The 25,214-nt window shown below is 67.4% G+C and carries 20 protein-coding genes and 1 pseudogene; 13 read left to right on the top strand and 8 right to left on the bottom strand.

Annotated elements, in window-relative coordinates; genetic code table 11:
- Position 1 precedes the first annotated feature (1 nt).
- Positions 2 to 1,084, top strand: coding sequence for a hypothetical protein (locus BM397_RS19025; RefSeq protein WP_092429512.1), 1,083 nt, complete (start codon positions 2 to 4; stop codon positions 1,082 to 1,084).
- 69 nt (positions 1,085 to 1,153) lie between these two features.
- Here BM397_RS19025 and BM397_RS19020 read toward each other — a convergent pair whose 3' ends face one another.
- Genes BM397_RS19020 through BM397_RS19010 form a run of 3 tightly spaced genes read right to left on the bottom strand, consistent with a single transcriptional unit; the run spans position 1,154 to position 4,040 of the window.
- Complete coding sequence (locus BM397_RS19020; RefSeq protein ID WP_092429510.1) at positions 1,154 to 2,329, bottom strand: NAD(P)/FAD-dependent oxidoreductase; 1,176 nt, start codon at positions 2,327 to 2,329, stop codon at positions 1,154 to 1,156.
- Positions 2,326 to 3,714, bottom strand: coding sequence for an FAD/NAD(P)-dependent oxidoreductase (locus tag BM397_RS19015; RefSeq protein WP_092429508.1), 1,389 nt, complete (start codon positions 3,712 to 3,714; stop codon positions 2,326 to 2,328). The genes BM397_RS19020 and BM397_RS19015 overlap by 4 nt, the downstream gene beginning before the upstream one ends.
- Positions 3,711 to 4,040, bottom strand: coding sequence for a (2Fe-2S)-binding protein (locus tag BM397_RS19010; protein WP_092429506.1), 330 nt, complete (start codon positions 4,038 to 4,040; stop codon positions 3,711 to 3,713). The genes BM397_RS19015 and BM397_RS19010 overlap by 4 nt, the downstream gene beginning before the upstream one ends.
- Before the next feature lie 102 nt (positions 4,041 to 4,142).
- Here BM397_RS19010 and BM397_RS19005 point away from each other — a divergent pair, with 102 nt between their 5' ends.
- The gene (locus BM397_RS19005; RefSeq protein WP_092429504.1) at positions 4,143 to 5,228 is read left to right on the top strand and encodes a hypothetical protein; all 1,086 of its coding nucleotides are present in this window, start codon (positions 4,143 to 4,145) and stop codon (positions 5,226 to 5,228) included.
- Positions 5,229 to 5,273: 45 nt separating this feature from the next.
- Here the strand turns inward: BM397_RS19005 and BM397_RS19000 are convergent, their stop codons facing one another.
- The 4 genes and pseudogenes from BM397_RS19000 to BM397_RS18985 all read right to left on the bottom strand — a co-directional run bounded on the left by BM397_RS19000 (position 5,274) and on the right by BM397_RS18985 (position 10,010).
- Entirely contained in the window at positions 5,274 to 7,265 is a 1,992-nt protein-coding gene (locus BM397_RS19000) for a TRAP transporter permease (RefSeq protein ID WP_092429502.1), read from the bottom strand.
- A 74-nt stretch (positions 7,266 to 7,339) separates the two neighbouring features.
- A complete protein-coding gene (locus BM397_RS18995) occupies positions 7,340 to 8,314 on the bottom strand; it encodes a TAXI family TRAP transporter solute-binding subunit (RefSeq protein ID WP_176806842.1) in 975 nt (324 codons plus the stop codon).
- Between the two features lie 239 nt (positions 8,315 to 8,553).
- Positions 8,554 to 8,995, bottom strand: a pseudogene (locus tag BM397_RS18990) (transposase); the annotation flags it as partial.
- A gap of 325 nt (positions 8,996 to 9,320) precedes the next feature.
- Positions 9,321 to 10,010 (bottom strand): hypothetical protein, encoded by a 690-nt coding sequence (locus tag BM397_RS18985; RefSeq protein WP_092429498.1) that lies wholly within the window; start codon positions 10,008 to 10,010, stop codon positions 9,321 to 9,323.
- A gap of 755 nt (positions 10,011 to 10,765) precedes the next feature.
- Between BM397_RS18985 and BM397_RS18980 the strand changes: the two genes are divergently transcribed.
- Together BM397_RS18980 and BM397_RS18975 are read left to right on the top strand one after the other, a co-directional pair.
- Positions 10,766 to 12,070: an AAA family ATPase gene (locus BM397_RS18980; RefSeq protein WP_092429496.1), complete on the top strand. Its 1,305-nt coding sequence runs from the start codon at positions 10,766 to 10,768 to the stop codon at positions 12,068 to 12,070.
- Positions 12,067 to 13,176 (top strand): ParB N-terminal domain-containing protein, encoded by a 1,110-nt coding sequence (locus tag BM397_RS18975; protein ID WP_092429494.1) that lies wholly within the window; start codon positions 12,067 to 12,069, stop codon positions 13,174 to 13,176. Before BM397_RS18980 ends, BM397_RS18975 begins: the two co-directional genes overlap by 4 nt.
- A gap of 329 nt (positions 13,177 to 13,505) precedes the next feature.
- Here the strand turns inward: BM397_RS18975 and BM397_RS18970 are convergent, their stop codons facing one another.
- Positions 13,506 to 14,576, bottom strand: a complete 1,071-nt coding sequence (locus tag BM397_RS18970) for a Fic family protein (RefSeq protein ID WP_092429491.1) — start codon at positions 14,574 to 14,576, stop codon at positions 13,506 to 13,508.
- 278 nt (positions 14,577 to 14,854) lie between these two features.
- Here BM397_RS18970 and BM397_RS29020 point away from each other — a divergent pair, with 278 nt between their 5' ends.
- From BM397_RS29020 to BM397_RS18930, 9 genes are all read left to right on the top strand, one after another.
- Positions 14,855 to 15,037 carry a hypothetical protein gene (locus BM397_RS29020; protein WP_143187069.1) on the top strand — a complete coding sequence of 61 codons (183 nt, stop codon included), beginning with the start codon at positions 14,855 to 14,857 and terminating at the stop codon, positions 15,035 to 15,037.
- A 310-nt stretch (positions 15,038 to 15,347) separates the two neighbouring features.
- Complete coding sequence (locus tag BM397_RS18965; RefSeq protein WP_092429489.1) at positions 15,348 to 16,478, top strand: TAXI family TRAP transporter solute-binding subunit; 1,131 nt, start codon at positions 15,348 to 15,350, stop codon at positions 16,476 to 16,478.
- 74 nt (positions 16,479 to 16,552) lie between these two features.
- Positions 16,553 to 18,550, top strand: a complete 1,998-nt coding sequence (locus tag BM397_RS18960) for a TRAP transporter permease (protein WP_218124921.1) — start codon at positions 16,553 to 16,555, stop codon at positions 18,548 to 18,550.
- A 13-nt stretch (positions 18,551 to 18,563) separates the two neighbouring features.
- Positions 18,564 to 20,621: a 3-hydroxyacyl-CoA dehydrogenase NAD-binding domain-containing protein gene (locus BM397_RS18955; protein ID WP_092429486.1), complete on the top strand. Its 2,058-nt coding sequence runs from the start codon at positions 18,564 to 18,566 to the stop codon at positions 20,619 to 20,621.
- 3 nt (positions 20,622 to 20,624) lie between these two features.
- On the top strand, positions 20,625 to 21,821 hold the full coding sequence (gene pcaF / locus BM397_RS18950; RefSeq protein ID WP_092429484.1) for a 3-oxoadipyl-CoA thiolase: 1,197 nt from the start codon (positions 20,625 to 20,627) through the stop codon (positions 21,819 to 21,821).
- Between the two features lie 19 nt (positions 21,822 to 21,840).
- A complete protein-coding gene (locus BM397_RS18945) occupies positions 21,841 to 22,602 on the top strand; it encodes an enoyl-CoA hydratase-related protein (RefSeq protein WP_092429482.1) in 762 nt (253 codons plus the stop codon).
- Positions 22,602 to 23,381 carry an alpha/beta fold hydrolase gene (locus tag BM397_RS18940; RefSeq protein ID WP_092429480.1) on the top strand — a complete coding sequence of 260 codons (780 nt, stop codon included), beginning with the start codon at positions 22,602 to 22,604 and terminating at the stop codon, positions 23,379 to 23,381. The genes BM397_RS18945 and BM397_RS18940 overlap by 1 nt, the downstream gene beginning before the upstream one ends.
- Complete coding sequence (locus BM397_RS18935; protein WP_092429478.1) at positions 23,378 to 24,022, top strand: glutathione S-transferase; 645 nt, start codon at positions 23,378 to 23,380, stop codon at positions 24,020 to 24,022. Before BM397_RS18940 ends, BM397_RS18935 begins: the two co-directional genes overlap by 4 nt.
- On the top strand, positions 24,019 to 25,212 hold the full coding sequence (locus tag BM397_RS18930; RefSeq protein ID WP_092429476.1) for a CaiB/BaiF CoA transferase family protein: 1,194 nt from the start codon (positions 24,019 to 24,021) through the stop codon (positions 25,210 to 25,212). Before BM397_RS18935 ends, BM397_RS18930 begins: the two co-directional genes overlap by 4 nt.
- The last annotated feature ends 2 nt before the right edge of the window (positions 25,213 to 25,214 follow it).

The raw sequence follows: 25,214 nt of genomic DNA, 5'->3' as shown, positions 1-25,214 counted from the left end.
TTTGACCGATATCGCGCTATTCGGAACCGGAGCCTTTGCCAGCCGGATCCTGTTCGACCTCGCCGCGACCGCGGCCGAGCCCCTTTCCATCGCCGTTGTGGGACGCAACGACACCGCCATGCGCTGGATGCGCAGCGCGGCACAGGCCCGGGCGCGGATGTTCGGGCGCGATATCACCGTGTCGCTCGAGACGGCGAACCTCACCTCGCCTGAGGAGATCGGGCGCCTCCTCGACACCCTGACCCCCAGCGTGGTTGTGCAATCCGCCTCGGTCCAGACCGCCAGCATCATCGGCACCAATGCCACCGCCTGGTCCGAGCTTGTCGGCCGGACCAGCCTGTCGCTGACCGCGCCGTTCCAGGCGCTGATCACCGGCCACGTCGCCCGCGCCATCGCCGAGCGTGGCGGCAAGACGAAACTGGTCAACTGCTGCTATCCCGACGTCGTGAACCCGCTGATCGCCGGCATGGGGCTGGACGTGCTGTCGGGTCTCGGCAACGTCGCGATCCTGTCGGAAATGTTCGGCGGAATGCTGGGCCGCGATTCCGGGCAGCTGCGGATCCTCGCACCCTACCAGGCGGTCGGGCCGTGGCGCCGGCTGCCCTCGGAACGCACGGGCGATCCTGCCGCGCGCATCTGGATCGGCGAAACCGAGGTGGACGATATCTTCGCCCGCTTCCGCGAGGCACAGCTGACGGCGGTACCCGTGATCGACATTTCGGGTGCAAGCGGCGTCACGCTGATCGAAGCGGTGGCGACGGGGCGTCCATGGACGGGGCACGTGCCCGGGCCGAACGGTCTGCCCGGCGGCTATCCCGTGCACTTTGACGGCAGCGCGATGGCGCTGGACCTGCCCACAGGCATCGACCAGGCCGCAGCCGTCGATTTCTGCCTTGGTTTCGAAAGGGAAAGCGGCATGATCGTCGATGCCGACGGCATCGCACATTATACCGGCAGCCTGCATGACGCGCTTGAGGCCGAGGGATGCGAGCTGCATCGCGGCTTCGCCCTGACCGATCTTGACGAGGCGGTCGGGGTGTTGGCCGCGCTGCGCGATCGCCTGAACCTGCAAAGCGCCGCCTGAGGCAAAAACATGCAGCCCCGCGCGGGGCTGCATGCAAACGTTCACCCGGACATGTGCCGGTCTCCGCGCTCAGGCGTGCTTGACGTCGTCCTCGAACTCGTGACGCAGATCCACATCGTCGCGCAGCTTGCCCGAGAAGCGGTCGACCGCGAAATCCGCGATCGGCATCTGGGTACCTCCCTCGCTCAGCAGGTCCGCGACGACCTCGCCGACGCCGGTGGCGATCTGCAGGCCGTGGCCCGAGAAGCCGAATGCGTGGATCACGCCGGAGTGGCGGCGGCTTTCGCCGAGCACCGGGAGCATGTCGGGCAGGTAGCCCTCGATCCCGGTCCAGCTGCGCAGGATGGTCGTCCCCTCGAGGTGAGGCGCCAGCCGCAACATGCGGCGGAAGTTCCGCAACGTCTTGCCCGCAGGCACCCGTGAGCGGCGCGCGACCGCGTCGACGGGAATGCGCGGATGCCCGGCCACCAGCATGTTGCCGCGGCGCGTCTGGCGGAAGATCACTTTGCTATCGCTGGTGTAGATCATCGCGTCGAGGAAGTGGGGAACGGGCTCGCTGACCACCTGCACCGGACCTGCGGCGAAGATCGGCACCGGCTCGCCCAGCATCTCGGCCACGCGGCCCGCCCAGAAGCCGGCCGCGTTGACCAGCCGGCGGCACCGGAACCGGCGCCCGTCACGGGCCGTCAGGATCACGCCTTCGTCCACCGGCTCCAGCGCCACGATTTCCGGTCCGATCACGAATTCCGCGCCAAGCGCCTCGGCCTTGCGGGCCAGGGCCGGCGTGACCAGCCGCGAATTCACCGTCGCCGACTGCGGCGACCAGCTTCCGCCATGTTCCCAATGCGCCATCCAGGGCCAGCGCGCGTGCATCGCGGCGCCGTCCATGATGTCGGTTTGCAGGCCAAGTTCGGCCTCGGTGCGGGCCATCTTCTCGAGCCTCTGCAGCTCGTCATCGCTGGTCGCGACGTAGAGAAGACCACCGCGGTGGTAGTCCAGCCGCGCGCCAAGCCGCTCTTCGGCCTGCTCCCACAGTTCCTGCGAGCGCAGAGCGAGGGGCAGCTGACCAAGGTAGCGGCCCTGCAGCCTGAGCGAGCCCATGTTCACGCCGCTGGATTGCTGACCGGGCCGACCCTGGTCCAGCACCGTCACCGCGATGCCGCGTTCACGCAGGCACAGCGCCGTGAAACAACCGACGCTGCCCGCGCCAAGGACGATGACGTCGGTATCCACGTCAAAGCTCATGACAGGTCCTCCTCGGGGTTCGAAAAGATCGGCACGGGGCGAACCGGCGGCTGCGCGCGCAGGCGACCCGGTTCGGACGTGGTGCCGGATGTGGGGACAGCGGCGGCCTCTATGATCTCGATGGCGGCGGCCCCGCAGAAGCGGCCCTGGCAACGGCCCATGCCGACGCGGCTCAGCGCCTTCACGCGGTTCGGGTCCCCCTCGGCGCGACCTTCGCGCAGCAGCGTCCGCAGGGTGCCGGCCGTCACGTGTTCGCAACGGCAGATGACGGTATCGTCGGGCAATGCCGCCACGGCCTCGGCACCGCGCGGCCACGCGAAGGCCTTGCGCAGACCGGACTGGAACCTGTCGTGGGCGTCCAGCGCGCTTTCGGCCGGAATGGCGCCGTGCCCGGGCGCGACACCGGCGTCCTTCAGTGCGGCGGCGGCCGCGCGCGCGCCCGAGATCAGCGCGGCCTCGGCACCGCGAATGCGCCGTGCGTCACCGGCGGTGTAGATGCCCGGGGCAACCGCGGTGGCCTCGGTGCCGGACGGAACCCATGTCCGCAGGCCATCGTCATAGACCATCTCCGCGCCGGCGATCTCGGCCAGCTGGCTTTCGGGCCGCAGCCCGTGACCCAGCCCGACCGCATCGCAGTCGGTGGTCTGCGCGCGACCGCGGGCATCGCGCCACGAGAGCCCGGCGACGCCCTCGGTCCCGGTGATCGCTTCGAGGCTGACACCGTCGTGCACGGGAATGCCTGCACGCATCAGCGCGATGCGGCTCCGCAGGCCCTCGGCGAGCAGGCCCGGGCGCGCGGCCAGCCCCGGCAGCGCCTGCAGCTTGCCCGCCTTCGGAGAGGTGTCCAGCACCGCGGCGACTGTGGCGCCGGCGCGGTGATACTGTGCGGCGACGAGATACAGCAGCGGCGAGCTGCCGCAGAACACCGTCCGCTTGCCGATCGCCGCGAAACTCCGCTTCAGCAGGGTCTGCGCCCCGCCCAGCCCGTAGACGCCGGGCTTTGTCCAGCCCGGCACCGGCAGGATCCGTTCGCTCGCGCCGGTGGCGAAAACGATGGCGCGGGCCTCGATCTCGTCGAGCACGGTGCCGCGCGAAAGTTGAAGCACGTTGTCCATCACATGCCAGACCGTGGTGCCGGGACGGTAGTCGACCTTGGCGGTCACAGCATCGGCGCGGGCATGGAAGGCCCGGTACGACCCTTCCGAGGAGGCTCCCAGCAGCTGGGTCGCGCGCTTGTCGCTTTCATTGCCCAGCCTGCGGTATCCCTGCCCGCCAGGGGCGGTGTTCTCGTCCAGCAGCACGACCTCGCAGCCCGCGTCCACGAAGACCTCGGCGGCGGCAATCCCGGCGGGCCCCGCCCCTACGACGACAAATGGCAGGCTCATGTCTCGCCTCCACCGTCCTGGGTCGGTACGTCCAGGACCAGTTCGATCCGGTCGCCCGGGTTCAGCGGCGTCAGGCAGGCGCGAACGGGCACGTCGTTGCAGCGGACCAGGCAGTCCTGGCAGGCACCGATCTGGCAGAACCCGGCGCGCAGTTCGCCATCGGCGAGGTTGCGACGCAGCGCGGGGCGCACGGTCAGCACGGCACAAAGCAACGTGTCACCCGCCTCGGCTTCCTGCGGAACACCGTCGAGGGTGAAGGCTATCGGATTGCGTATCTCGGCCAGGCGGTGGAACCGTGCCGGCGCAGCTTGGGAATCTGAGGTCATTGGGGTCTTCCGGGTGGCGTCTTTGCATCGAGCATTCCCGATTGACACAGATCATTCAATAAAAAACATTACTAGGTAATGAAGTGTATTGGGATACGATATATGACTGCTGATTTGTTGCTCACCGGAACCGGCAACTTCGCCGAACGGATCCTGGGCGATCTGGCCCTTCTGGTCACTCGGCCGCTGCGTGTCGTGGTTGCCGCACGCGCCGAAGAGGCCAACCGGCTCAACTGGCTGCGTGTGGCGGCGAACGCCCGCGCCGCAATCGCCGGGCGCCCGCTCGAGGTGGTGACCGAGATCATCGACTGGGACAGCAATACCGCGCTGGACCGGCTGATCGAAACCCACCGACCACGGCTGGTGGTACATGCCGCCTCGCTGCAATCGCCGACCGCCCTTTTCAGCGGCGACAGCGCATGGGAAAGCCTGCTCAGAACCTGCACGCTGAGCCTGAGCGTGCCGATGCAGGCGGTGCTGGCGGATCGCCTCTTTGCCGCGGTGCGACGCTCGGAGCAGACGCCGTTGCTGGTGAACTGCTGCTACCCTGACGGCACCAACGCCCTGCTGAAGGCGCTTGGTCACCCGGTCCTGTGCGGCGCAGGCAACGTGGCGATTCTCGCCGCGGCCTTCGCCGGAGAACTGGGCCTCCGCGAGCCGGGGCGCCTCAAGGTCCTTGCGCATCACCAGAACCTCTGGCCATGGCGGGGCGAGACGGCGCCGGAGCACTTCCCGCTGCCGCGTGTCTGGCTGGACGGTGCCGAGTTGGACGATATCCGCGACCGCTTCGCGCGGGTCCGGCTAACGCTGGGGCCCGCGATTCCGATTTCGGGGGCCACTGGCGTTCCGCTCTTCCTCGCCCTGCTCGAGGGGACGGACTGGCAGGGGCATGCGCCGGGCGTCGACGGGCTCCCCGGTGGGTACCCGGTGCGAACCAGCGACGGCAAGATGGCGCTGGATCTGCCCGAGGGTCTGGACCGTGACACGGCCATCGCATGGCAGCTGGATTACGAGTTCCGTTGCGGGCTGACCGTGGCCGATGGCGCGCTGCGTTTCCACGGGCGGCTGGCCGAGGCGCTGGCGGCATATGATGCGGATCTGGCGGACGGGTTCGCTCTGTCCGACTTCCCCGCTGCGGCCGACCGGATGTGCCGCCTTCGGGACCGCCTGCTGGCGCAGCCAGCCTGAACGATCTGCCCGCCCCCTGTCGCGCGGCAGGGGGCGGGCGCTTTCCTAGGTGGCGTGCGCGGGGAGTGCCTGCGCCGTGTCGAGCTGTCGTTTCTGGTTGAAAAGCACCAGCGCGGCGACGGCGATGCCGGCCAGGCTGCTCAGCGCCTCGAGCCACAGCGGATCTGCGACCGAGCCGAAGAACAGCAGCACCGTCGCGACAAGCATGGCAAGCCGTTCGAGCAGTCCCAGCCGTTTCAGCGCGTAGCCCTCGAACACGGTCGGCAGGATCGAGAACATCACCGCAAGCGGGAGCGCGTCGACGAAGACCTGCCACAGGTTGCCGCTCATCAGGTCGGAGTAGGCAAAGGCGAACGGCAGGATATAGAGGGCCTTCGCCAGTTTCACGGCCTCCATCCCCGTGGCCATCGGCGAGGCCCCGGCGACCCTTGCCGCAACGAAGGCTGTCATCCCGATGGGTGGTGTGATGGTCGAATCCTGACTGAACCAGAAGATGATCATGTGCGCCACCAGGATGCTGGTGCCCAGGTCGACCAGCGCCGAGGAGCTGAGCGCCGAGATCAGCACGTAGGCCGCCGTCACCGGCAGACCCATGCCAAGGATGTAGGACATCAGCCCGACCAGGATGATCGCGACGAACAGCGACCCGCCCGACACCGACAGGATGATCGACGAGACCTTCACGATCAGGCCGGTCTTCGTCATCACGCCATAGACCAGCGCGGCACTGGCCGACAGCGCGGTCAAGGTCAGGACCACGCGGGTCGAGGCCTCGAGGGCGACCCAGATCTCGCCCGGTTTCAGCCGCGTGCCGACACGCATCGCCCCGACGACCAGGGTCAGGACCACGCAGGCCGCACTGGCGTAGAAAGCGGTATAGCCCATCAAGAGCAGGGTGATCAGGATGGCCACGGGAATGAAGATGTGCCCGCCCATCCGCAACACCTGCCAGAAGTTCGGCAGCTCGTCCGCGGGCAGGCCCTCGAGCCCGCGCTTGCGGGCCTTGATCCCGACGTAGACGTAAAGGCCGATGTAATACAGGATGGCCGGCGCAACGGAATATGCCAGCAGCGTCGTCAGTGGCACGCCCGAGAAGGCCACCATCAGGAAGATGCCCGAGCCCATGAGCGGCGGCGTGATCGCCCCGCCGAGCGAGGCCACGCTTTCGATGGCACCGGCCTCCTTCGGGGAGAAGCCGCCGCGCTTCATCAGCGGAATGGTCATCGCGCCGGTGGTCGCCACGTTCGAGATGGTGCTGCCCGACAACATGCCCATCAGCGCCGAGGAGATGACTGCGACTTTCGCCGGGCCGCCACGCTTGCCACCGGCAATGGACATGGCGAGGTCGGTAAAAACGTTGTCGGCCTTGCTGGCACGCAGGAAGGTGCCGAACATCATGAAGGTGAACAGGAAGGTCGCCGTGATCCCCGTCACGAAATTGAAGATCCCGTCCGACAGGATGTAGAGGTGTTCGATCAGGCGATTGAACTCGGTCCCGCGGTGGCTGAGGATGCCGGGCCAGTACGGGCCGGTCAGCGCGTAGATGACGAAGAAGGCGGCCAGCACCACGATGCTCCAGCCGATGGTGCGGCGGGTCGCCTCGCAGATGCCCAGGATGGCGATGATGCCCATGACGAGGTCGATCGTCTCGACCGGGTCGTAATAGGCCATCCGCACCTGGAAACGGTAGGCCGAGTAGAAGGCCCAGAAATACGAGATGCCGGTGACCACGGCCAGCGCGATGTCGATCGCGCCGGGGGTGTTCCCGTCACGCCCGAACCGCGGGTAGATCAGCATGATGAGCGGAACGGCAACGCCGAGGTGCGCCGCGGCCAGTCGGGTCGGGCCCATCGGGATCGCGAAGGCAGCATACAGCGTGAAAATCGCCAGGCCCGCACAGGCGACCGCGACGATCAGGCCGATCAACCCCTCCGGTCGCCCCTGCTCCGCGGGATACACGTGCGCCCGAAGCTGCTGCATCGTCTCGGCATCGAAGCCAAGCCATCTCCGGATGCTTTGAAAGCCCTGCTGGTCCATCTAAAACTCGCTCATTGAATGGAGAGTCCTGGCGCTCACATGGAGCGTCAGGACATGTTTACCGTGTACGCCGATCACTCGATCCAGCCGCGCTCGCGGTAGTAGCGCTTCGCACCTTCGTGCAGCTCGATGCCGAGGCCGTCCATCATCTTGGAGGGGTCCCAGCTGGCGAAGGTCGATTGCGTGTTGGCGAGGCGCTCCTGGCCCTCGGCTGCCGCCTTGGCCATCTGGTAGACGATTTCCTCGTCCATGTCGGCGGTGGTGAAGGCGACGTAGGGCATGCCGACGGTCAGCGCGTCCTCGTCCTGGTTCGGGTAGGTGCCCGCGGGGATGGTGATCGGGCCCATTCCCCAGTCGTCGATCATCTGCTGGGCGACGTTTTCCTCGATGTCGAGGATCCTGGAATCGCTGCGGGTGGTCATCAGCGAGGTGACCGCCGAGGCGGGCATGCTGATGAAGAAGTTGACGACGTCGAACTGGCGGTTGCTCCAACCATCGGAACGGCCGCTGGTGTTCAGTAGCTCGACACGGCCGCCGGCCTCGGTGACGCCTTCGCGCGTGGTGTCGTAGGCCTTGAGGACCTCGTCCATGGTGAACTGCTCGGTCGAGCCGGTCGCGCCGGTGCCGATGACCAGCGGGTCACCTGCGGCCAGCGCCGCGGGGAAGTCGATGTCATCCGCGGTGATGATATGCAGCGCGTTCCAGGTCATGCCGGCAATCGCACGCAGCTTGGGGAAGCCTTCGGCGTACATGTCATTACCGCCTTCCTGCGCCAACTTGAGGAACGGCGCGTAGGAAATGCCGAAACCGGCCTGGCCGGTGCCGACGCTCAGCGGGTTGCTGACGCCGCCGCCTGCGGGCACGACCGAGATCGGCTGACCTTCGAAGGCCTCGTTGGTCATTTCCGACAGCGTGGCCGCGACCGGGTACCAGGTGCCCGAGGGGCTGGCGGTGGCAAAGTCCACGGCCTCGTGGCTGAGCAGCGACTGTGCGTGTACCGCGCCGACGGAAGCTACGGCGACTGCCGCGGCAAGAGCGAGCTGTTTCATCGTGTATTCCCTGTTGGTTTTTAGTTCATACATAGTATTGCATTGCAATACTTGTGTTCGGATAGAGTTACTTGGATCTGAAACCCTGTCAAGAAATCCTTCGATCACGGCACCGTCCGCGGTGAAAGTTGATCGCTCTCTATGCATTCCGGGCCTCCGTTTGCATCGTCCGGCGAGCCGTTCTGCGGCGCTGTTGGATAAATCAGCTTGCGAGCGCAATGCCTCTTGCCCGAGCACGCTCATCCTGCGGCCACGGTCATCGGGAAGCCGAGTGCAGTAGAGCGGTTGAGGACCACCACACGGGTCTGGACCTCCGCCACCTGGCGGTCGAGATCAAGGGACATCAGCCGCTGGCCGAGCAGCTTCACGCAGTCCATTTTCGCCTCGACCCTGCTGCGCCGGTGGTCGCCGCTCCAGTTCCGCCAGAGCGCCCGGCCCCGGTGTTTTAATGCTCTGTTCTGATGCTCTGTTTTGATGCTCGCAGGAGCTCGTTGCGTGCGCGAGCTCCTGCCGCGTCCGGCGTCCATCGCTGGGCATTCCGGCGGGGCGGAGGGATCGCTGCTGCGTCACGGGCCGCAATGGCATCATGGCAAACGCGTGTGTCGTAGGCACCCTCAACCGCGACGGCGGCGATGCCTCGTTCGCCGCGATCTGGGCGAGCAGTTCCGGCAGCATCGGGGCAGCCACTGCCCGGACGCGGTCGCTTCCCCCTGCATCGAGGGATCGAACCAGACGTTCAGCGATCCGCGCTGTCGCCATGCCTGATTGTAGCTACACCAATTGGTGATCTGCGCGTGTCCGCCAACTATCATGCTGGCTTCGCTTAATTGATCCCCAGCCGCATTTGCGCAACAAGGCCGGGGCCCCTACCCCGCAGCTTATCGGCCAGGCGCTGGCTCAAACCAAAGGCGCGGCCAAGGTTCTTGCGTCGCTATCCGCAAGGCCATCCGGCGATTTCGATATGAGCGGGGACCGAGCGACCGGCGCGGAGTTGGGGCTGGCGCGGTCAGGCGATGACCCTGATCTCGTCGATGCCCTCGTCCACGCCGCGGCAGAGGCTCAGCAGCCGTCCGGTCAGATGGCTGGCGACATAGCTCGCATGGAAGCGCGTCGGCGCCTCGAGCACCAGCCGCCCCCCTGCCCTCTCGACCCGCCGCAGCGCCGCGACCCAGGCGGCGTAGAGCGCCGGGTCTTCCGCGTGCAGCAGTGCCTTCGCCATGCCCCACTCGGTCTCGTCCGCCAGATCCGGCGCCGGGATCTTTCCCTTGACCGGCAGCGGCACGACCTTCTCGTCAGGCGCTTCGGCCTCGCTGCCCGAGAGGCGCAGCTCGAAATCCGGCCCGACATCGGCCCAGCGTCCGCGGCTGTCCTCGAGAATGCGGTCGATGGCGAGGGAGTACTCGCTCACCCTGCCCCGCGCGCCCTGGCGTTTGACCCGCAGCCAGCCCATGGCGCGCAGCTTGGCCATCTCGCGTTTCACCGTCCGCTCGTCGACCATCCAGAGCCGGGCGATCTCGCGCTGCCCCACCGCCAGCTCGTCCCGCGCCCAGTTGTAGCGCGCGGTGACCAGCGTCATCAGCCGGAGCACCAGCACCTGGCGGCCCTTCTCCTGCGCCAGCGCAAAGGCCCCCATCACCGTGAGCAAATCGTATTTCAGCGCCGAGGCATTGCGCCCGACGGCTTTCGTGGCAAGCATGATGCTGCCCCTCGCTCTGTCCCCGCCTGTCTGCGGTGCCTCGAAGTCTACAGGCTCTGACGGCCCGTTGCGTGTTTGCCGGGGACAGCGTGCGGTGCTTTCGACGAAAACGCAACGCTCTTTCCCAACCTTGGACTATTTGCGTCCGGTTTCTCGATTCTGTCAAGCGGTGGCAGGTTCGGGTCCTGGACCCTTACCCTTTTTCGAATGAAAAAATAGGTATTCTGGTATAGGGGGACATGCTGGGTGTCCCCCATTGGGCGAAAAATGTCCCCCAATATGTAGCGGGGGCCCGGATCCTGTCCCCCATTATTCGGCCCCAACGGCCCGGAACGACTCGCGATTCTTCGAATCGACTCAGACCCTTGCGACTCGGGCTTTCGCCAGCGTGGGAGGCCTTTGGGCACTGGAGACACGCAAAATGGCGGATCCTGCGTTTAGAGACTATTAGCTTTTGCCTTGAATGCAAATTCGGCGTAAATTCCGGAGCATCGAAAATTTGCGTCCCGGAGTTTCGCACCATCTGTCCCCGCGGGGACAGCGACACCCCGGCCCTCCGCAACAGGCTGTCCCCGCGGGGACACGGCGGCTGCGAGGCTGTGGGGACCGAGGTGAAGCCGGGTGTCCCCGCGGGGACAGGCAGATCGGAAGCGTCCCCGCGGGGACAGAAGCATAGAGTGTCCCCGCGGGGACAGAGGCAAAGCGCCCGCAGTGGCGCGACAACAAGAGGCGTCCCCGCGGGGACAGGAGGCAGGATGTTCACACATGAAGACCTTGCGCGGCTGCAGGCGCAGTCGCTGAAGATGCAGGGATGGATCCGGCAGCAGACCTTCTCGCCCGAGATGGAAAAGACCCTGCGCCGCTTCTCGAGCTGGGAGGTGGCCGAGCTGATCCTGCAGGTCAACCAGTCCACGCTGCGCGGTCGCATGGCCGCCGACCCTCACCTGCCGCAGGGGCTGGTCGAGGAAGACGGCCGCCAGCGCTGGTACTCGCTCGAAGAGATCAACGAGATCCGCCGCAAGCTGAAGGTCAACCGCAAGAGCCTGATGCCCTACCGTCCGGCGAACAAGCGGGCCTTCCGCGTCGCCATCTCGAACTTCAAGGGCGGCGCCGGCAAGTCCACCGTCGCCCTGCACTTCGCCCATGCCGCCGCGCTCGACGGCTACCGGGTGCTCTGCGTCGACTTCGACCCGCAGGCGACGCTCAGCCACTCCATGGGTCTGTCGGACATCACCGAGGATTACACCGTCTGGGGCATCATGGCCCGGGACCTGATCCGCGAGACCGACCGGATGAACGCCGCGACCCGCGGGGCCGAGAGTGGCTCCGCCCTGCCCCAGCGCCGCCTGCCCGAGGCGATCACCTCGATGGGCCTGCGCGACCTGCGCGCCGCCGACTTCATCAAGCCGACCTCCTGGCCGACGATCGACATCGTGCCCAGCTGCGCCAACGCCGCCTTCGTCGAGTTCGCCTCGGCGCAGTACCGGCACCTCAACCCCGAGTGGTCGTTCTTCGCCGCCGTCAGCCGCTACCTCGACAGCCTGCCGCCCGACGCCTACGACCTCGTCGTCTTCGACTGCCCGCCGGCGATCGGCTATCAGAGCATGAACGCGGTCTTCGCCGCCGACATGCTCTACATCCCGTCCGGCCCCGGCTACTGGGAGTATGACTCCACCACCTCCTTCATCGGCCAGCTTTCGGAGGCCCTCGGCGATCTGTCGGGCTTCGAGGGGATTGTCCCCGCGGGGACACTCACCCTGCCGAAGGCTTTCCTTGACGTGCGCTTCCTGCTCACGCGCTACGAGACCGGCAATGAATTGCACCGCGCGATGCGGCAGGCCTTCATGAAGGTCTGGGACGAGAGAATGACCGAGCACCCGATCGAGATGACCCGCGCGGTCGAACAGTCCGGGCGCTTCCTGAGCTCGATCTACGAGATCGACTACCGCGAGATGACGCGGGAAACATGGCGCCGGGCGCGCGCCTCCTTCGACCGCGCCTACGAGGAATTCCGCACCCACGTCCAGGTGGCCTGGGACAAGCTGGAGGATGAGGCATGAGCAAGCGACGCGGTTTCGACATCGATTTTCCCGAAACGCCCGACGGGGTCTACACGGGTGGCGGGCGCAAGCCCAATGCCGAGGAACCCGCCCGCGCCCCTGTCCCCGCGGGGACACGACGTGGCCCGATGGCGGCGGCGATCTCGGAGAACGCCGAGGCGCTGCGCGACCGCGCAGAGGTCGAGCGCGCCATCCGCGAGGAGAACGACCGGCTGGCGCATGACTACGTGCGGCTGAAGCGGGCCGGGCTGATCACCGACCTGGTGCCGATCGACGCGGTGCTGACCACCAAGCTGACCCGCGACCGCGCCGCCGGGCCGGATCCGGAGATCGAGGAACTGAAGGCCTCGATCCGCGAAGTCGGCCTGTCGAACCCGATCCGCGTCGAGCCGGTGGGCGACCATTACGAACTGGTGCAGGGCTTCCGCCGCCTCTCGGCCTATCGCGAGCTCTACGCCGAGACCGGCGACGAGACCTATGCCCGCATCCCCGCGGGGCTGGTCGCCTCGGGTGAGGCGCTGGTCGGTCTCTACCGCAAGATGGTCGACGAGAACCTGGTGCGCCGCGGCATCTCCTTTGCCGAGATGGCGCAGCTGGCGCTGGCCTTCGCCCGCGATCCGAACACCGAGACCACCGACATCGACGAGGCGATCGCGCTGCTCTACGCCTCCGCCGGGCGGCAGAAGCGCAGCTACATCCGGCATTTCGCGACGCTGCTCGAAGAGCTCGGCAACGATCTGCGCCACGCCGAGGCGATCCCGCGCAAGCTGGGTCTCGACCTGGTCAAGCGCATTGGCGATGAGGAGGGCTTTGCCGAGGGGCTGCGCGAGATGCTGGCGGGCCAGGGCAAGGTCTCGTCCGACTACGAGGTTGCCCGGCTGAACGACGCGCTGAAATCGGCACCCAAGGCCGGCCCGAAACCCAAGGGTGCGAGCGCCAATGCCGCCGCGAAGACCACGCTGCGCTGCACTGTCCCCGCGGGGACAGTCCGCTGCGCGGCGCGCGACGGGAAGGTGGAGCTGGCGATGGAGCGCGATTTCTCCAGCATCGACCGCCACCGGCTCGAAGCCGCCGTCGCGGCTTTCATGTCCGCGCTCGACGACTGAGCCGCGGCGTCATACGCCAGGGCCCGACCCCTGTCCCCGCGGGGACAGGGGTTTTTCTTTGCCGACACGGGCGGCGCTGCTGTCGAAATATCTCTGTCCCCGCGGGGACAGCGGGGACAGAGATCGGGGACGTAGGGCACGGTCCGAGCCCCAACGGCTCGCGAAGACGCCCTGACACCGAGTTCCCGGGAGGAAAAGGTTGCGCTACGAACCGAGGTGTCCCCGCGGGGACAGCTTCGGGGGCTCGACATGCTCTGCATGTCTTTTGGTTGGCCATGGTCGATTCAAAGGCCGGCGCCTCTGGTAAGTCCCCAAGGCGCCACTGAAACCTACCAGTTCAGAAGATAGCGCGTCGACCGGCCGCCTTGGGGCGTGCGTGTGACCACGCCGCGCCGCTCAAGCTCTGCAAGGTCCCGCGTGGCTGTCGCAGCTGAGACGCGGGCAATCTTGCCATAGGGCCCGGCGGAGAGACCGAGATCAATCCGTTCCTCACCTTCGAGGAAGAGCCGACGCAGCACCGCAAGCGGCCTCTCGGGCAGATCCCCATGGGCGGTGAGAAACGCATTCCGGCGCACGAGAAACCGCGCCTCACGCTCTGCTTCCGTGACGCCGGCGTCGAGCCGCTCCAGCAGCCAGGTGACGAAGGGCGTGGCGTCGATGATATCGCCCGAGACCTCGCGCCCCGCCTGCAGCGCCGCATAGTAGCCGCGCTTGTCTCGTTCGATCTGACGGGACAGGGAGAAAGGCAGCGCCCCCTCGCGGGCAAAGACATGCTCCATGATCGCCCGCCCGATCCGGCCATTGCCATCAGAGAACGGGTGGATCGATTCAAACCACAGATGCGCGAGAGCGGCGCGCAAGGGCAGGGGATGCCGATCCGCTTCGAGCCAGTCGAGGAACCGGACCATCTCCTCTGCCACGCGGTCCGCGGGGGGCGCGACGTAGAGCACATCCTCCCGTCGCCCGCCGGGGCCGCGCACGATCTCCATGGCGAAACTGCGCCATCGGCCGCGGTCCTCGACCTCGATCCCGTGGAAGAGAAGATCATGCCAGTGCTGTAGGGTGGCCGCCGTCAGCGGCGGCTCCCCGGCGCGGGCCTCCAGCATCATCTCTGCAATCGCATCGCTGCGGCGCAGGGGCAGGGCCTGCCGGTGCGCAAGAGAGGCAACGACCGAGGCCTCGATCTCGCCAGGTGACAGGGGCGCACCCTCGATGGCAAAACTGGCGAGCGCCTCGCCGGTCACCGCCCGCAGGAAGATTTCCGAGCGTTCCTCGGGGGTAAGGCCGGCGTGCAGCCCGTCGATCGCACCAAGGCGGGCCATGACGCGGGCCAAGGGGGCCTCTGTCACCGCGGGGTCATGGCGGAAGCGGGGCCAGGCGGGGGTGTTCCAGATCTCCATGAGGCGAGGGATAGGCTTTTTCGCCTCATAAATAAAGCATTTTTGATGCGAATGAGACGGCGCAATCTCCTCATTCCGCCTCTGCAGGCTTCGATGATGGAAGAATGAGGCGGTGCCCGCAAACCGCGTTGGCCCGCTTTTCGGACAAACCGGTCATCAAATCATCTTGTCACTCCAGAAGTGAGCGCCAGAGGGTTCTCTCGCGCGCTCCACTTAGAAAACGCCGGACGTCCTGCTCCAAGGTTCTTGTCGGTCTTTGCCTTGGAAAGGAACAGCACATGAGCAAACTTCTCGATGCGATTGTTGCTGGCAGTGGCCAAGCAGGCCTCCCGGTCAGTCGGCATCTCAAGAACAAAGGCGTTGGTCACTCCGTCCTTGATCGAGGCCAGATCGTGGACACCTGGCGCATCCGGTCGGGCAGTATCTGCATGGTGACGCTGATTCATCACTGTCGGCGGTGACGTCCATGGACGTCACCCACGGCGTGGCGGACCCGTGGTCCATGCATTGGCGTGTGCGGTTGAGCGCCACATCGATTCGCGCTGCGAAGTCTTGTTCGCAGGCAAAGGAGACGCGAGACGCCGGCTCCCCGAAGCCTTGCGCACATGAGGCCTTGGGTAACTTGCTCTCAGCAAGGCAGAAATTCCGATTGAACTTCTGCACACAATAAAAAGCTAGTAATATAGCTTTTAATGTTTTAGCTCTCTCGCAGGAGGGATCGGCCGCCGATACGGGACCGGCTGATCGACAACTGGGAGAGGAGCCCCCCTCATGCTTAGACTGCTTGTGAAAGCCCTGCCGACACTGGCCATCCTTGGCTTCGGCGCGACCGCCGCGCTGGCGCAGGACGATGTGGAGCTGCCGCGCTCGATGATCTGGAGCGCCTACGACGTCGGCTCCGGCGGCTACACCGAGGCCTCGGCCATCGCGAATGCAGTGCAGGGCAAGTTCGACACGCGCATCCGCGTTCTGCCCTCGGGCACGTCGATCGGCCGCCTGCTTCCGCTGCGCGAACAGCGCGCACAGTTCGGCTTTCTGTCGAACGAGCTCTTCTTTGCCAGCGAAGGCACCGAGGAATTCGCCACGCCTGACTGGGGTCCGCAGGACGTGCGCGTGATGCTTGGACGGCCGGCTTCGGTGGGGATCATCGCCGCTGCCGACCTGAATGCGACGAGCGTCGCCGACCTGCGCGGCAAGCGCGTCGGCTTCGTGAAGGGCAACCCGTCGCTGAACATCAAGACCGACGCCTATCTTGCCTTCGGCGGCCTGACCCGTGACGACGTCGAGGAGGTCTGGTTCGGCAGCTACGGTGCGCTCAAGGATGCGATCATCTCGAACCAGCTCGATGCCATGGGCATGGTGCCGACCTCGTCCTTCGCGCGCGAGATCGAGGCGAGTTCGCGGGGCCTGACCTGGCTCAATTTCCCGCCCGAGGACACCGCGGGCTGGAAGAAGGCCACCGACGTCATCAGCTTTGCCGAACCGCACAAGCAGACCACCGGGGCAGGGATCGACGAGGACCACCCGGTGTGGCTCCTGGGCTACCGCTATCCGATGCTGGCGACCTACGCGGCGACCAGCGAGGAGGAGGTCTACAACCTCGTCAAGGCAATCGACCAGAGCTTCGACGGCTTCCGTGAGGCCACCGCCGAGGCGGCGAACTGGGCCACCGAAGGTGCCATCGTGCCGCCGGCCGACGCGCCGTTCCACGACGGGGCGATCCGCTATGCCAAGGAGATGGGCTACTGGACCGACGAGGCGCAGGCCTGGCAGGACGCCCGCCTGGCGCGCGTCGACGCTGTGCAGGCGGCCTGGGCCGAGGCACAGGCGGCCTATGACGGCGACGATGCAGGCTGGCCCGAGTTCTGGGGCAGCTGGCGCGCCGAACACCTGGCGAACTGAGTTTCGCCTCTTGCGGGTCCGCACAGGTCGGACCCGCTCCTATTCCCTACTTCAGAGCGTGAGCGAGGTCCGTCATGAGCGATCCGCAGTCCATTCCCGTGTCCGATCAGCCGGACACCTCCCAGAGTTCAGGCGTCAAGATCGGCATGCTGCACGGGCCGACACGGGCGGTGGTGCTCATTCTCGGCCTGATCGCGCTCCTGCTGAATGTCGACCGACTGTTCAACACACAGATGCTGATCGGCTACGTGCTGCTCGACACCGCGTATTTCTACCTGCTCACCGGCATCTTCCTTGCCATCGTCTTCCAGGTCTACCCGCTGCCCTACAACCGGTTCGGCATTGCCGGACGCATCGCGGACGTGGTTTTCTCGCTGCTCGCGCTCGGCTCGGCCTGCTATTTCGCCTGGAACGGTGAGCGTATCCTGATGGAGGGGTGGGACCTCGTCGCGCCGACCAATGCGCAGGTCATCTCCGGGGTGTTCTGCCTGCTGGTGCTCGAGGCGCTGCGCCGGACCGGCGGGCTTGTGCTGCTGTGCATCTGCGGCTTCTTCTTCCTCTTCCCGCTCTTTGCAGAGAACATGCCGGGCTTCCTCTGGGGGCCGTCCACCGACATCCCCGGCCTGGTGATGATGCACGCGCTCGGCTCGGAAAGTATCATCGGCGTGCCGATGCGCGTGGTGGCGGGCCTGCTGATCGGTTTCCTGCTGTTCGGTTCGGCGCTGGTGGTCACCGGCGGCGGTGCCTTCTTCATGGCCTTCGCCGAGGCGCTGCTCGGCCGCACCCGTGGCGGCCCGTCCAAGGTGGCCATCCTCTCCTCGGGCTTCTTCGGCTCGCTCTCGGGGTCGGTGATCTCGAACATCGTGACCACCGGGCAGATGACCATCCCGACGATGAAGAAGGTCGGCTACCCGGCGCGCTACGCCGCCGCGATCGAGGCCTGCGCCTCGACCGGCGGCGCGCTGATGCCGCCGGTCATGGGCGCCGTCGCCTTCATCATGGCCGAGAACCTCAACGTTGCCTATTCCACCGTGATGATCGCCGCGATCGTTCCGGCGGCGCTCTTTTACCTCGCGCTCATGCTGCAGACCGATTGCTACGCGGCGCGCCGGGGGCTCGCCGGGCAGCGTCCCGAAGACCTGCCGAAGCTCTGGCCGACGCTGAAGGAAGGCTGGCATTTCCTGCTTTCGCTGGTCGTGCTGATCTACCTGATCGTGGCGCGCGGGATCGAAGCGCAGGCACCGTTCTACGCCACGCTCGTGCTGCTTGCGACCAGTGCGCTCAACGGCTGGATCCGCGGCGAGAACCAACTGACCCTCGGCCGGCTCGTCGATCTGCTGGATGACGCGATCCGCAACATCGCCAATATCGTCGGGATCCTTGCCGGGGTCGGGCTCATCGTCGGTGCGCTCAGCTATACCGGCGTCGGCGGTGCCTTCTCGCGCGAGCTGCTGCAATTCGCCGGCGACAACGTCTTCCTGCTGCTGCTCTTCGGTGCCCTGACCTCCTTTGTGCTGGGCATGGGGATGACCGTCAGCGCCTGCTACATCTTCCTGGCCATCGTGCTGGGGCCGGCCATGGCCGGAGCGGGGCTGAACCCGATCGCCGGGCACCTCTTCATCCTCTACTGGGGCATGCTGAGCTACATCACCCCGCCGGTCGCGCTGGCCGCATTCGCCGCGGCGGTGATCGCCAAATCCGACGGCATGCGCACCGGCGTTCTGGCGATGCGTCTCGGGGCGGTGAACTTCGTGCTGCCGTTCATCTTCGCGCTGAACCCGACGCTGGTGCTGCAGGGGGAACCGCTGGACATCCTGCATGACGTGGGCAGCGCGGTTCTGGCGGTGTGGCTGATGGCGGCCGCAAGCGAAGGCTGGCTGCACTTCGTCGGCCGGCTGGGCATCCCGGCGCGGGTGTTGCTGGGCGCGGCGGCGGTGACGCTGATCGTCCCCGGCTACCTGTCAGACGGCATCGGGCTGGTTCTGCTCGCGGTCGCAGTGCTGGTGAACCGCCTGAGCGCGCCGGACAGCAGCCGCGAGCCGGCCCGGTCCGTGGCCCCGTCCACCGAGTGAAGAGGAAAGCCCTATGAACACCCACGCTACACCTTCGCATGGCACCGTTCACCTCGAGGTCACCGATGGCATCGCCGTGCTGACCATCGACAATCCCCCGGTGAATGCCGGCTCCCACGCGATCCGCAAGGGCCTCATCGAGGCGCTGCGGAGCTGCGGCGAGGTTCGGGGTGCGGTTCTCGTCGGGGCCGGAAAGAGCTTCATTGCCGGCTCCGACCTGCGCGAGTTCGGCGCGCCCCTGGCCTGGCCCGAGCTGCCGGACGTCATCGCGGCCTGCGAAGAGGCACCGTTCCCCGTGGTGGCCGCCATTCACGGCGTGGCGCTTGGCGGAGGGCTCGAGCTGGCGCTCGGTTGCGACTATCGTATCGCCACGCCGGACGCGAAGCTCGGCCTGCCCGAGGTGTCGCTCGGGATGGTGCCCGGCGCGGGCGGCACGCAGCGGCTCCCCCGCCTGACCGGGCGCATCGCCGCGCTCGAGATGATCTGCGGTGCCACCCGCATCACCGGGGTCAAGGCAGAGGCGCTCGGGCTGGTCGATGTGGTCGCAGAGGACGATCTGCTGGGGGCGGCGAAACGGTTCCTTGCCGAGGATCGCCCGAAGCGCGTGGTGGCCAACCTCGAGGTTCCCGAAGAGGACGAGACCGCGCTGGGGGCCGCTGCCGCGAAGGCGCTGCACAAGGGCAGGGGCCGGCCGAACGTGGCCGAGGCAATCCGGCTGGTGCAGGCCTCGGCTGATCCGGACATCGTCGCCGTCCTGGCGGATGAGCGCGCGGCATTCCAGAAGCTCCGTCTGTCGGAGGACGCCTTTGCCCTGCGCCACCTCTTCTTTGCCGAGCGCAAGGCGGGCAGCGTCGACGGGCTTGATGCCAAGCCTCGCCCCGTCTCGTCCGTCGGTGTCATCGGCGGCGGCACCATGGGGCAGGGCATCGCGCGCGCCTGCCTTGCAGCCGGGCTGCCGGTCACCCTCGTCGAGCGCGACGCCGAGGCGCTGGAACGCAGCCTCGGTGCGCTGCGGGACGCGTTGCAGGCGAAGCAGGCGCGCGGGCGGCTTTCGGAGACCGCGCTGGCGGCGCAATTGAGGGCCCTCTCCGGAACGACGCGGATCTCCGAGCTGACCAGCTGCGATCTGGTCATCGAGGCGGTGTTCGAGGAGCTGTCGGTCAAGGTGCCGCTGCTGACCGAGCTCGACGCCACGCTGCCGCCCGAGACGGTGATCGGCACCAACACCTCCTATCTCGACATCAATGCCATGGTCGCGGGCCTGCCGGGGCGGTCCCGTGTGCTGGGCCTGCACTTCTTCAGCCCCGCCGACGTGATGCGCCTGCTCGAGGTGGTGCGGGCCGAAACAACGGCGGATGACGTGCTGGCCACCGGCCTCGCGCTGGCGAAACGCCTTGGCAAGCAGCCCGTGGTGGCGCGCGTCGCCGAGGGGTTCATCGGCAACCGCATCTACGCCGCCTACCGCCGCCGGGCCGAGCTGCTGGTGCTCGACGGTGCCGCGCCCGAACAGGTGGATGCGGCTGTCGAAGCCTTCGGCTTCGCGATGGGGCCTTTCGCGGTGTCGGACATGAGCGGGCTCGACATCGCCTGGGCGATGCGCAAGCGGCAGGCCGCGACGCGCGACCCGGCAGCGCGCTACGTCACCATACCCGACCGGCTCTGCGAGGCGGGACGGCTGGGCCGCAAAACCGGCGGTGGCTGGTACGACTATCCCGAGAAACGCCCCGAGCCCTCGGCCGAGGTGACCGCACTTATCGACGCGGCGCGCAGCGAGGCCGGCATCACCCCGCGTTCCTTAGACGCCGAGACGATCCAGCGGCAACTGCTGATCGCCATGGTCAACGAAGCCGCGCTGTTGCTGGACGAGGGGGTCGCGCAGCGCGCCTCCGACATCGATGTGACGCTTGCCAACGGCTACGGCTTCCCGCGCTGGAAGGGCGGGCCGCTGTGGTGGGCGGCACAGCAGCCCGCGGACCGCATCGAGGCCGATCTCGACGCGCTTGAGACGGCGATCGGCCATGGCTTCGCCCGGGGCCCGGTGCCCGAAATCCTCGAAGACCTGAAGGGCTGAGCCATGCAGACCGTCTATATTTGCGACTACATCCGCACCCCCATCGGCCGCTACGGCGGCAGCCTCTCGGGCATTCGCGCCGACGATCTTGGCGCGCTGCCGCTGCTGGCGTTGCAGGATCGCCATGACGGCCTCGACTGGGCCGACACCATCGACGTGATCTACGGCTGCGCCAACCAGGCCGGCGAGGACAACCGGTCGGTGGCGCGCATGTCCCTGCTGCTTGCCGGGCTGCCCGAGACCGTCTCGGGCACCACGATCAACCGGCTCTGCGGCTCGGGCATGGATGCGGTGCTGGCGGCCTACCGCAGGCTTGCCGTGGGCGAGGGCGATCTGGCGATTGCGGGCGGCGTCGAGTCGATGTCCCGCGCGCCCTTTGTCATGCCCAAGGCCACGAGCGCCTTCTCGCGTCAATCCAGCGTCGAGGATACCACCATCGGCTGGCGTTTCATCAACCCGGAGATGCACGCGCGCTACGGCACCGACTCGATGCCCGAGACAGCCGAGAACGTCGCCGCCGACTTCGGCATCTCGCGCGCGGATCAGGACGCCTTTGCCCTGCGCAGCCAGCAGAAGGCGGCCGCCTCGCGCGACGTGATGGCCGAGGAAATCATCCCGGTGGCGGTGCCGCAACGCAAGGGTCCGCCGGTCATCTTCGATCAGGACGAGCACCCGCGCAGCACCACCGCCGAGAAGCTGGCGGCGCTACCGACCCCGTTCCGCGCGGGCGGCAGCGTCACCGCGGGCAATGCCTCGGGGGTCAATGACGGGGCAGCGGCGCTGATCCTTGCCACCGAAGCCGGGATGAAGCGCCACGGGCTGACGCCTCTGGCGCGGATCACCGGCGGCGCGACCGCGGGCGTGGCACCGCGCATCATGGGCATGGGCCCGGCCCCGGCGACCGAAAAGCTCTGTGCCCGACTCGGTGTGACGGCGGACAGCTTCGACCGCATCGAGCTCAACGAGGCCTTTGCCGCGCAGGCGCTGGCCGTACTGCGGCGGCTCGGGATCGCCGACGATGATCCGCGGGTGAACCCCTATGGCGGCGCGATCGCGCTCGGCCATCCGCTCGGCATGTCCGGCGCGCGGATCACCGGCACCGCCGCCCGGATGATCGCGCGCGGCGAGGGCAACACCGCGCTCGCGACCATGTGCATCGGGGTGGGGCAGGGCATCGCCCTGTCGCTCGCCGCCGCCTGACTTCAGAAAGGACCGACCAATGGGTATCGACATCAGCTTCAACGGGAAAGTGGCCGAGATCACCATCGACGTGCCCCCCGTCAACGCCATCACCCTCGCCAACTACGCCGAGATCGGCGAAGCCTTCGACGCCGCCGACAGCTGGCAGGGCATCAACTGCGTGCTTTTCACCGGAGCGGGCGCGCGCGCCTTCTGCGCCGGGCTCGACCTGAAGGAGTTCCTTGCCGCCACGGTCGAGGAAGACCCGGCCCGCGCCCGCATCGTGCGACGCTGCTTCAAGTCGATCCGGGACTGTGCCCTGCCCACCATCGCGGCGGTCAACGGCCCGGCGCTGGGGGCCGGCACGGTGCTGGCCTCGGTCTGCGACATCCGGCTTGCGTCGGAGACGGCGAAGTTCGGGATGCCCGAGATCAACGTCGGCCGTTGCGGCGGCGCGTCGCACATGGGGCGGCACCTGCCGCAGGGCATGCTGCGCAAGATGTTCTTCACCGGCGAGCCGATCGACGCGGCCGAGGCCTATCGCTTCGGCTTCGTGCAGGAGGTTCTTGCCCCCGAGGCGCTGATGGAGGCCGCCCGCACGCTCGCCGCGAAGATCGCCGAGAAGTCGCCGCTCGGCCTGCGCCTCGGCAAGCAGGCGCTGAACCAGATCGAGTTTCTGCCGGTCGACGAGGGCTACCAGATCGAACAGCAGTTCAGCACGATCCTGATGAAGACCGAGGATGCCCGCGAGGCGACCGCCGCCGTGGTCGAGAAGCGCAAGCCGGTCTGGAAGGGGCGCTGATGACTTTGCAGGCGATCAACGGCACGCGGCTCAAAACCCGCATCGACCGCGCCGGGGACGACGCGCCCTGGGTGGTCTTCTCGAACTCGCTGGTCACCGACCTGTCGGTCTGGGACGGCGTGGTGGCGCGGCTCTCGGGCTGGAACGTGCTGCGCTACGACCAGCGCGGCCATGGCGGCTCGGAGGTCCCGGACGGCGCGGTGGATTTCGAACTGCTCTCGGAGGACCTGCTGGCGGTGATGGACCACGCGGGCGTCTCCCGCGCGGTCTGCGTCGGCCTGTCGATGGGCGTGCCGACAACGCTGGCCGCCTATGCCAAGGCACCCGAGCGTTTCGCCGGGCTTGTCTTCATGGACGGCATGGCGAAATCCGCGCCGGCTGCGGTCGAGACATGGGGCGCGCGGATCGATGAGGGCCGCAGGCTCGGCATGGACGGCTACGCCAAGGTCACCGCCGAACGCTGGCTGACCACGCCCGACCGCGCCGAGGCGCTGGCGGCGATGATTGCGGCGACCCCTTTCGAGGGGTTCAAGGCCTGCGCCACGGCGCTTCAGGGTTACGACTATGCCGCCGTCCTGCCGGGCATCGCGGTCCCCGCGCTGCTGGTGGCGGGGCTGTCGGACGGCAAGATCCCCGAGACCATGCGCGGCATCGCCGACAGCATCGGCGCGCGGTTCGAAGGGGTCGAGGGCGCAGGCCATGTGCCCTGCTTCGAGCAGCCCGACGCCACCGCCGCGCTGCTCTCGGCCTTTCTGGCCGAGGTGGAGGCTGCGGCATGAAACTGCACTGGTCCCCCCGCTCGCCCTTCGTGCGCAAGGTGATGATTACCCTGCACGAGACCGGCCGGCTGGATGAGGTCGAGCTGATGCGCAACGTCGTCGCCAGCCACTTGCCGCCGAACCCCGCCGTGCTGGCGGACAACCCGCTGGGCAAGATCCCGGCGCTGGTCACCGAGCAGGGCGTGCTCTTCGACAGCCGGGTGATCTGCGCCTGGCTCGACCGGGACGGCGCGCTCGATGCCGGGGTCGAGGCGCAGCGCTGGCAGGCGCTGGCCGACGGTGCGACCGACATCCTGCTGGCCTGGCGCACAGAACTGCTTCGCCCGCAGGGGGCCTGGGACGCGATCACCGCCAGCTTCCGCGCCAAGATCGCTGCGGTCATGGCCACGCTCGAGGCCGAGGCCGATGCGCTGGCCAGCCGGCCCTTTGGGGCTGGCCATGTCGCGGTGATCTGCTTCCTCGGCCAGCTTGATTTCCGCTGGGGCGACAGCGCCTGGCGGGCCCATTTCCCGCACCTTGCGGTGCTCGCCGCGACCTGGGCCGAGCGCCCCTCGGTCGCCGCCACCGCCATCGTCGATGACGGCGCAGCGGGCGACGAGGTCACCGCAGGCGTCCTGACTTTCGAAAAGGAGACAACATGAGCGGACCGCTTTCCCACGTTCGGGTGCTTGACCTGAGCCGCATCATGGCCGGCCCCTGGTCGGGCCAGATCCTCGCCGACCTCGGAGCAGAGGTCATCAAGGTGGAACGCGCTGGCGTCGGGGATGACACCCGGCGCTGGGGGCCGCCGTTCATGAAGGACAGCGCTGGCAAGCCGACCAAGGAGTCGGGGTATTACCTGTCGGTCAACCGAGGCAAGAAATCGGTCGAGGTCGACATCGCCTCGGAAGAGGGCCAGGAGCTGATCCGCGATCTCGCCCGGACAAGCGACATCGTGCTTGAGAACTTCAAGGTCGGCACCCTGGCACGCTACGGGCTTGACGAGGCGTCGCTCCGGGCGATCAACCCGCGGCTGATCTACTGCTCGATCACCGGCTTCGGCCAGGACGGGCCTATGGCCGAGGACGTCGCCTACGACTTCATGATCCAGGCGATGGGCGGGCTGCTGTCGGTCACCGGGGTGCCGGACGGCGAGCCGGGGGCCGGGCCGCAGAAGGTCGGGGTGCCGGTCATCGACATCATGACCGGCATGTACGCCACCGTCGCCGTGCTGGCCGCACTGGCGCGCCGCGCCGAGACCGGCAAGGGCGACTATATCGATCTGGCGATGCTGGATGTGGCCACCGCGATGCTTGCGAACCAGGCGATGAACCACCTCGTCTCGGGCGCGACGCCGACCCGCAAGGGCAACAAGCACCCGAACATCCAGCCGCAGGACATCTTCCCGGTCCGCGACGGGCATATCGTGATCGCGGTCGGCAACGACGAGCAGTTCGTGCGCTTCGCCGCCGCCCTCGGCCACCCGGACTGGGCGCAGGATCCGCGCTTTGCCACCAACGCGGCGCGGGTCGAGAACCTCGACGTGCTGCACCCGATGATCTGCGAGACATTGCGCAGCCGCGATCTCGCCGACTGGCGGGCCGATCTCGTGGCGGTGAAAGTGCCCTGCGCGCCGATCAACACCGTGCCGGGCGTGCTCGACGAACCGCAGGTGCAGCATCGCCAGATGCTGCGGCACCTGCCGCACCCGCTTGCCGGGACCGTGCCGCAGGTGGTCTCACCGATGCGCTTTGCCGAGGCGCCGCTGTCCTTCGAGGCCGCGCCACCGCTGCTCGGCCAGCATACCGATGAAATCCGGGACCGCGTCGCCGCGGCCAAGGTGAAAGGATGACC

The sequence above is a fragment of the Alloyangia pacifica genome (genome assembly GCF_900116195.1).
GTDB lineage: Bacteria > Pseudomonadota > Alphaproteobacteria > Rhodobacterales > Rhodobacteraceae > Salipiger > Salipiger pacificus.
This window is presented reverse-complemented; position numbering and strand designations above follow the sequence as displayed.